7 protein-coding genes and 1 pseudogene are annotated in these 7,090 nt (G+C 59.8%); 6 read left to right on the forward strand and 2 right to left on the reverse strand.

Going from position 1 to position 7,090, the window contains the following annotated elements; all coding sequences use genetic code 11:
• Nucleotides 1–1,095 carry an ABC transporter ATP-binding protein gene (locus tag ACLKMW_RS24075; protein ID WP_415727065.1) on the forward strand — a complete coding sequence of 365 codons (1,095 nt, stop codon included), beginning with the start codon at nucleotides 1–3 and terminating at the stop codon, nucleotides 1,093–1,095.
• Between the two features lie 113 nt (nucleotides 1,096–1,208).
• On the opposite strand, the gene ACLKMW_RS24080 is transcribed toward ACLKMW_RS24075, so the two are convergent.
• Nucleotides 1,209–1,805 (reverse strand): dimethylsulfonioproprionate lyase family protein, encoded by a 597-nt coding sequence (locus tag ACLKMW_RS24080; RefSeq protein WP_415727066.1) that lies wholly within the window; start codon nucleotides 1,803–1,805, stop codon nucleotides 1,209–1,211.
• Between the two features lie 288 nt (nucleotides 1,806–2,093).
• Here ACLKMW_RS24080 and ACLKMW_RS24085 point away from each other — a divergent pair, with 288 nt between their 5' ends.
• From ACLKMW_RS24085 to ACLKMW_RS24105, 5 genes and pseudogenes are all read left to right on the forward strand, one after another.
• Complete coding sequence (locus ACLKMW_RS24085; protein ID WP_415727071.1) at nucleotides 2,094–2,468, forward strand: ArsR/SmtB family transcription factor; 375 nt, start codon at nucleotides 2,094–2,096, stop codon at nucleotides 2,466–2,468.
• Nucleotides 2,465–2,998, forward strand: a complete 534-nt coding sequence (locus ACLKMW_RS24090; RefSeq protein WP_415727067.1) for an SRPBCC family protein — start codon at nucleotides 2,465–2,467, stop codon at nucleotides 2,996–2,998. The genes ACLKMW_RS24085 and ACLKMW_RS24090 overlap by 4 nt, the downstream gene beginning before the upstream one ends.
• A gap of 84 nt (nucleotides 2,999–3,082) precedes the next feature.
• Nucleotides 3,083–3,876 (forward strand): annotated as a pseudogene (locus tag ACLKMW_RS24095) (DUF899 domain-containing protein).
• Between the two features lie 139 nt (nucleotides 3,877–4,015).
• Nucleotides 4,016–4,402 (forward strand): DUF6152 family protein, encoded by a 387-nt coding sequence (locus ACLKMW_RS24100; RefSeq protein ID WP_415727068.1) that lies wholly within the window; start codon nucleotides 4,016–4,018, stop codon nucleotides 4,400–4,402.
• A gap of 14 nt (nucleotides 4,403–4,416) precedes the next feature.
• Nucleotides 4,417–4,878, forward strand: coding sequence for a DUF6644 family protein (locus ACLKMW_RS24105; protein ID WP_415727069.1), 462 nt, complete (start codon nucleotides 4,417–4,419; stop codon nucleotides 4,876–4,878).
• Between the two features lie 86 nt (nucleotides 4,879–4,964).
• Here the strand turns inward: ACLKMW_RS24105 and ACLKMW_RS24110 are convergent, their stop codons facing one another.
• Nucleotides 4,965–6,674 carry an APC family permease gene (locus tag ACLKMW_RS24110; RefSeq protein ID WP_415727070.1) on the reverse strand — a complete coding sequence of 570 codons (1,710 nt, stop codon included), beginning with the start codon at nucleotides 6,672–6,674 and terminating at the stop codon, nucleotides 4,965–4,967.
• Nucleotides 6,675–7,090 lie beyond the last annotated feature (416 nt).

The raw sequence follows: 7,090 nt of genomic DNA on the forward strand, positions 1-7,090 counted from the left end.
ATGACTGACAAAGCACTGGTCGTTTTCGATGGTGTCGTCAAACGCTTCGGTGATTTCGTGGCCGTCGAGCGCATGGATCTCGAAATCCACAAGGGCGAGTTCCTGGCCATCATGGGTTCGAGCGGTTGCGGGAAGACGACTACGCTCCGCATGCTTGCCGGTCTCGAACTTCCCAGCGAAGGCGAGATCCGCCTTGGCGGCAAACGCATTGACGACCTGCCCACATGGGAACGCGACACCCCGATGGTCTGGCAAAGCCTGGCGCTGTTTCCCTTCTTGACGGTGCGCGAAAATGTCGAGTTCGGCTTGCGCATGCGCAATGTGCAAAAGCCCGAACGGCGAAAGCGCGTCGACAAGTGGCTGGAGCGAATGCAGATCACGGAATTTGCCGACCGCAATGTCGCGCATCTGTCGGGTGGCCAGCGTCAGCGCGTCGCGCTGGCGCGCTCCCTGGTGACCGAGCCGGAAATCCTGCTGCTTGACGAGCCTCTTTCGGCGCTTGACGCGCATTTGAAAGTTCGCATGCAGACCGTGTTGTCGAACCTTCAAAGAGAACTCGGCATCACGTTCGTCTATGTGACGCATAGCCAGTCCGAGGCGTTCTCGATGGCCGACCGCGTCGTCATAATGAGCCGGGGCAGGGTGGAGCAGATCGGCAACCCGCAGGAAATTTACCGAACGCCGCGCACACGCTTCGTCGCGGAATTTCTTGGCTCTTCCAACATCCTTGCCGGCCAAGTCTCGAGCATAGCCGGCGACACTATCAGGATCGCGACGTCGGTCGGTGAGTTCGATGCCGCCCGCAATGACAATATCGCCTTGGCCAAGGGCGACGACGCGACGTTCGTCATTTCGGGTGACCGCGTGCACTTGTCCAACGAGCGTCCGGCCTGCGGCTTGAACGGGATGCAAGCATCGGTCGTCGGCGAGGAGTTCGTCGGCGCGACCGCTGTCATCCACCTTGAAGGCGCCGACGGCATCGAGCTGAAGGCGCAAAAAAGCCATGACGAATTGGAGCACCTAAATACGTCGCCTGGGGCGAAGATATGGATCTCCTGGCGCGCCGAGGCGAGCCATATCCTGCCGGGCGAATAGCAGGTGAGTGCGACGGCCCGGCGGAAAGCGGCGGGCTGATGACCCGCCGCTGCTGGTCGAGACCAGTTCGGCCGTCCCGTGGCTTGCCCGGTCAGGAATCCTAACCCGACAGCTCAAGAGAGCGGCAAGCACCAGAAGGCGAAAAGAGGCTCCTGGCCGGAGCGCATCGCATGCACGATGTTGCCCGGATTGTAGATCAGCCCACCGACTCCGGGCTCCTTCCACGGCCCATTGTCCTGGCGCCATTGTCCGCGCGAAAGGGCAATGTACACTTCCTCCGGCGGGTGGCGATGATCTGGATAGGTCGTTTGCGGCGCCATGATCGTTACACCTATCTGCACCTCATCGCTTGGCAGCAGAGCTCCGGGTCCGACGACGATCGAATTTGCGTGGTTCTCGTTGAATGACGAAGACGTCGAGCCTGTCCGATTGTACCAGGCGAGCATTGGTTCGATCTGCTTGAACGACTTTACCAAATCCCTGAGGCGCGGCTCGGCCGTCGAGAGATTGCCGTAGCAGCTTTCAAGATGCTCGCACGCGGGCAATCTGGCGGCGCGTACATTGCCCAAAGCGACTTCTTCGTCCGGCAGCTTGGCGAAGGCGCGATGAAAAGCCTCTTTCAGTGGGATATCACCGGTTGCTTTCACGCCGATGGCGTTTCTCAGATCTGCTAGGAAAACTCTGAGCTGGCCTATCGCGGAGGTGTCCATGTGCACATTTTCCTATCTTCGATCAGCGGTGACCCCTCCAGCATCTTGAAATGCTTCATTGCTCGCAATGGACCACAGCCGGCTAAAGTCCGACAACTTGTCCGTGCTTCATCAACAGCAATCCCGGTCCGCTTCCTCAACACCACGCAGATTACAATAGAGAAGGGGAGGGCGCTTTACACCCGCATATGCCGGAAGCGCGTCAACCGAAGCAGTCCTCCCCATGTCCTCAACCATTATTCAACCGATCGGTTGACTCTCCGGAAACGCACGCCTATATTCAACCACATGGTTGAACTAGAAACATCTCAGTTGAATTCCATCTTTCACGCCCTCGGCGATGCTACGCGCCGGCGGATGCTCCGCGAACTTGCTGGTGGCGAGCTGACGGTAAGCCAGCTTGCAGAACCCTTCGCGATCTCGCTTGCGGCCGCCTCCAAGCACATCAAGGCACTGGAGCACGCCGGACTGATCCGTCGCGAGGTGCACGGCCGCACTCATTTGTGTCGCCTCGACCCCGGACCGCTCGCCAGCGCCCACCAGTGGCTGGGCTTCTATGAGCGCTTCTGGACTGACCGTTTGAACGTACTCGAGCGACTCCTCCACGACGGGGCAGCATGTGAATCTCCACCATCCCCCCCTTCGAAAGGAGACGACCGATGAACGAACGCGCTACCTTGGACGCCTATGGCGAGCAGATCGAGCCTGCCACGCTGAAGATCCAACGCCTTCTGCCCGGACCTGTCGAGCGCGTCTGGGCTTACCTCACGCAAAGCGACTTGCGTCGTCAGTGGCTGGCGGCGGGCGAAATGGAAATGAAAGTCGGCACACCTTTCGAGCTGGTCTGGCGAAACGACGAGCTTACCGATCCACCCGGCCAGCGTCCGTCCGGCTTCTCTGACGAACACCGGATGCAGAGCCGCATCACAGAGATCGATCCTCCGCGCAAGCTCGCCTTCACCTGGGGAGTTGGCGGCGAGGCATCGTTCGAGCTGGAGCCGAAGGGGAGGGATGTGCTGCTCACCGTGATCCACCGCGGACTGTCCGATCGTCCAAACATGCTGATGGTCGGCGCAGGCTGGCACATGCACCTCGACATTCTGGTCGCTCGTATCACCGCCAAGGAGCCGGAGCCATTCTGGGACGGCTGGAGCCGCCTGCGGAAGGAATACGACCAGCGGATACCGGCCTGAAGGGTTGATAGAAGCCGATGCCGCCGCTCACCCGGCAATTGATCGGCTACGCAGCAGGCATCAAAAGAGAATAGGAGTTTGGCTATGCACGATAAAATCGTTTCGCGCGATGAATGGCTGAAGGCCCGGCTCGGGCTGCTTAAGGAGGAAAAGGAGCTAACAAGGCGCAGCGACGAGCTGGCGCGGCGTCGGCAGGAGTTGCCATGGGTTCGGATCGACAAGGAATATCGATTTGAGACTGAACGGGGAGCGCCTCGTTGGCAGACCTCTTCAAAGGACGCTCGCAGCTCCTCGTCTATCATTTCATGTTCGGACCTGACTACACCGCTGGTTGCCCATCCTGCTCGTCAATCGCGGACGGGTTTAACGGCTTCGTCGTCCATCTGGAAAACCACGATGTCGCCTTTTCGGCGGTGTCGCGGGCGCCGCTGGCGAAGCTGCAGGCATACAAGCAGCGGATGGGGTGGACATTTCCCTGGGCATCCTCGTTCGGCGGCGATTTCAACGCCGACTTCAACGTCTGGTTCACCGAGGAGCAACAGCGCGAGGGAGGCATCGAATACAACTACCAACGCGAGGCGGCGACACCTGAGCCGCTGGCAGGCGAGACAGCTCAAAAGTGGCAGTCGCGTGATGGCGAAGGGCCGGACGCGCAAATCGCCGCTATGACCGGAACCGACGTGGCCACTTACACGCGCGAGAGGCCGGGCGTGAGCGCATTCGTGCTTGAGAACGGTGTCGTTTACCACACCTATTCGGCGTATGCGCGCGGCCTGGACGGCCTTTGGGGCATGTACCAATGGCTTGATCGCGCTCCCAAGGGACGAAACGAGACCGGCTTTTGGGTGCGCCGCCACGACGAGTATGGCAAGGATTGAACGATGCTATGGGTCTCTCGAAAGAGCGCAACGTATCGCAGCAGCGCGAAGCAGTCGACAACATCCTCCGGCGGTTGTGATTTGACCTTTGTCGTGAGCGACCTAGGCTTCGCTGCGGATCGATTGACGGAGGAACTCTATGAAAATCCTGTCGAAACGTGTCCGCATCGCGGCCGCACTGGCTGCGGCAGCCATGTTCTCGCTGCCGGCGCTCGCCCATCACGGCTGGTCATGGACTCAGGACGGCTTTTTCGAGCTCACAGGCATCATCACCGAAATCTATATCGGCAATCCGCACGCCACGCTCGACGTCGATGTCGAAGGCGCCATTTGGCGGGTGGAACTTGCTCCGCCGGCGCGCACGATGGCCGCTGGCTTCACAGATGAGGTGGTCAAGAAAGGCGACGAGGTAACGGCGATTGGAAACCGCTCGCGCGACGAAACCGAAAGGCGCATGAAAGCAGTCCGCATCATGGTCAATGGCAAGACTTACGATGTCTATCCGGATCGCGTGCCGCCAAGCTGAGCGGGGTAGAAAAGGTGGAGTTCTTCCAGGCGGTCGAGCAGCTTGCCCCGGTCCGGCTGCTCAAGGCCTCCTTTATCGCCTATCCTATCGTCAATGCGGTCCATATCGCTGCGATCGGCGCATTGCTTACCTCGGTCGTGCTGATGGACCTGCGCATCGTCGGCGCATTTCATGCTTTGCCCGAGCGCCCTTTTATCAAGTTATTGAGGCGGCTTGCCTTGCTGGCGTTCAGCCTGGCCGCACTGAGCGGGCTCCTGCTGTTTTCCGTTCGCGCCGCGCACTATGCGCAGCTGCCGGTCTTTATCGCCAAGATGGGCATCATTGCCCTGGCTGGAGCCAATTTCATTGTCTTCACCTCAATCGAGGCCAGTCGCCAAACCCATCACTCGCCAAAGGTGCTACGCCCGCTTGCGGTGGTTTCAATTCTGCTCTGGTGTGCCGTTTTGTTGTGCGGACGTTTCATCGGGTTTTTATAGAAATAGCGTCGGGTGCCTGCGAATTTGGGCCGGCCTGGCGCAATTGCCAGGCCGGCCCCGCTAGAATGCCCGCTGGTATGGCGCGTTCAGAGAACGAAGTACCAGTTGGCTATCAGCACGACCGCTAATCCCGCCACGAGCGTCAGATAGGGGAGGATGCCTGCCTTTTTCACCTTCAGATCGCTCTGCGTCATTCCAAGGTCCTCCAGCATATGGGGCGGAAATTTCCCTCCGTCCTGGATATAGTGGCGGAAGCAGAACACTGGAATGATCAGCGCTGCGGTGATCAGGCCCGCCCACAACGCGGTCGGATTCCAGATCTTTGCGCCGGCGCCCATGAACATCGCGTTCACATAGGCGAAGATGCCACCCATTACGATCAGCCAGGTCGGGGCCTTCCACGGCCGCGGAAGGTGGCCATTGTCGAGGCGGTGGATCCAGCCGGCGTTCAGGTTGAGGAAGTTGAAGATGATGTAGCCGCAATTGGCGACGGCAAGGATGAAGAAGAAGCTGGTCGCATCGGTCGAGGCGATCGCCAGAACACCGAGATTGACGATCAGATCGGTCCACATGGCTCGGGTCGGCGCACCATGCTCGTTCACATGCGACAGATATTTAGGCAGCCAACCATCGACGGCACCCTGATAAAGCGTCCGTGATGATCCAGCCATCGCCGTCATGATCGACAGCAACAGCGCCAGGATCATGAGCATGACCAGAAGATTCTTGATCAGCGCGCCGCCGCCGACCATCGTGGCCATCGCTTCCGCTACGCCGGAGCCATCGATGATCGGGGTGGCCAGCATGCCATTCAGGCCCAGAACGCCCTGAAAGGTAAAGGGCACGAGAATGAAGAGCAGCATGCATAGCAGGCCGGAGTAGAAGATGGCCTTGAAAGTATCGGTCGCCGGGTTCTTGAATTCGCGCGTATAGCACACGGCCGTCTCAAAACCATAGGTCGACCAGGCGGCGATGAACATGCCGCCAAGCACGAGCGTCCAGCCGGACACGTTCCACGCGCCGGGTTCAGGCGAGTAGGCGGTGGCCAGGGGCACGAATGGCGAATAGTTGTCCCAGCTGATCTGGCCCGTCAGGATAGGCACGACCCCAACGATCAAGAGCGGGATGATAACCAACAGACCAATGACCTTCTGCACATTGGCGGTGCCGACGATGCCGCGATGCTGGATGGCGAAGGTGACCAGCATCAGCACGGCGCCGATCCAGAAGGTCGCGTTAAGCGAAAAGCCGACGGGGCCGAGCGTATGGCTGTACAGCGTCCACTCGCGAATTGCCGGCGTCGCCGCCGCGGTGACAGCTGCAATGGCATCGGCGGCGCTGACGCCTGCATGGGTGGCAAGATACTGGACGACTTCCGGAGACGTTTCGGTGAAGCTCGGGATTGGCGCCAACGCGTTAAGAATGTAAGCGGCGGCGATGGAACAGCCGAGTGAAAGAACCGGCGACCAGGCGAACCAGTTGCACCAGACCGAGAGTGGCGCGATCAGTTTCGAATAGCGAAGCCATGCGGTGGCACCATAAACGGAAGCGCCGCCCGATTTATTGGGAAACAGGCCGGCAATTTCCGCATAGGTGAACGATTGGAGGAAGCCCATTAGGATGGACACGATCCAGATCGCGAAGGCTATCTGGCCGACGGTGCCGGCAATGCCGCCGATCGAGAAGAGGACAAGAGGCGGCACGCCACTGGCAACCCAGAATGCGCCTCGCCAGTCGATGGTTCGATGAAGTTCCCCGCCGGCCTGCGCCGGTATGGATTCTGCCACAACGCTCATAGCGTAAGTTCCCGTTATTGTTGTCGTATGTAGTTCGCATCCAGAGCCGGATGAGCATTCACCCGGCGGAAGCGCGTCTTTCCAGTTCGACGTCGGCCCATTCTCCGATGCCGATCCACTGGTTCACGAACAGACCCACGCGACAGAGGCGTTGGGTCCGGGGCCTCGCCTTACGGTTCGATTTCCCAAGCGAGATTTCAGGCGTCGACAACCGTCATCCAGAGCGACAGATGCCGCTGGACGCCATCTCTTCAAATCCGAATGCTTCAAGTCTTAGGCGTCGGCGGCAACCGAGTTGACCGCCGACGTTATCGCCACAACGCTATTCCGCCGCTTCCACGATTTCGGGAGCATGCAGATACGCCTCGAGCGAATCGTCGAGGGCGTCCTTCCACGGCGTGTGGTGCGGCGGCGCC

The organism is Borborobacter xinjiangensis (assembly GCF_047739745.1).
In the GTDB taxonomy this organism is placed as follows: Bacteria; Pseudomonadota; Alphaproteobacteria; order Rhizobiales; family Rhizobiaceae; genus Pseudaminobacter.

Excerpts from the sequence above, each read along its gene's own strand:
- ACLKMW_RS24075 (WP_415727065.1), top strand. The coding sequence starts at position 1 with ATGACTGACAAAGCACTGGTCGTTTTCGATGGTGTCGTCAAACGCTTC.
- ACLKMW_RS24080 (WP_415727066.1), bottom strand. The coding sequence starts at position 1,805 with ATGGACACCTCCGCGATAGGCCAGCTCAGAGTTTTCCTAGCAGATCTG.
- ACLKMW_RS24090 (WP_415727067.1), top strand. The coding sequence starts at position 2,465 with ATGAACGAACGCGCTACCTTGGACGCCTATGGCGAGCAGATCGAGCCT.
- ACLKMW_RS24085 (WP_415727071.1), top strand. The coding sequence starts at position 2,094 with ATGGTTGAACTAGAAACATCTCAGTTGAATTCCATCTTTCACGCCCTC.
- ACLKMW_RS24110 (WP_415727070.1), bottom strand. The coding sequence starts at position 6,674 with ATGAGCGTTGTGGCAGAATCCATACCGGCGCAGGCCGGCGGGGAACTT.
- ACLKMW_RS24100 (WP_415727068.1), top strand. The coding sequence starts at position 4,016 with ATGAAAATCCTGTCGAAACGTGTCCGCATCGCGGCCGCACTGGCTGCG.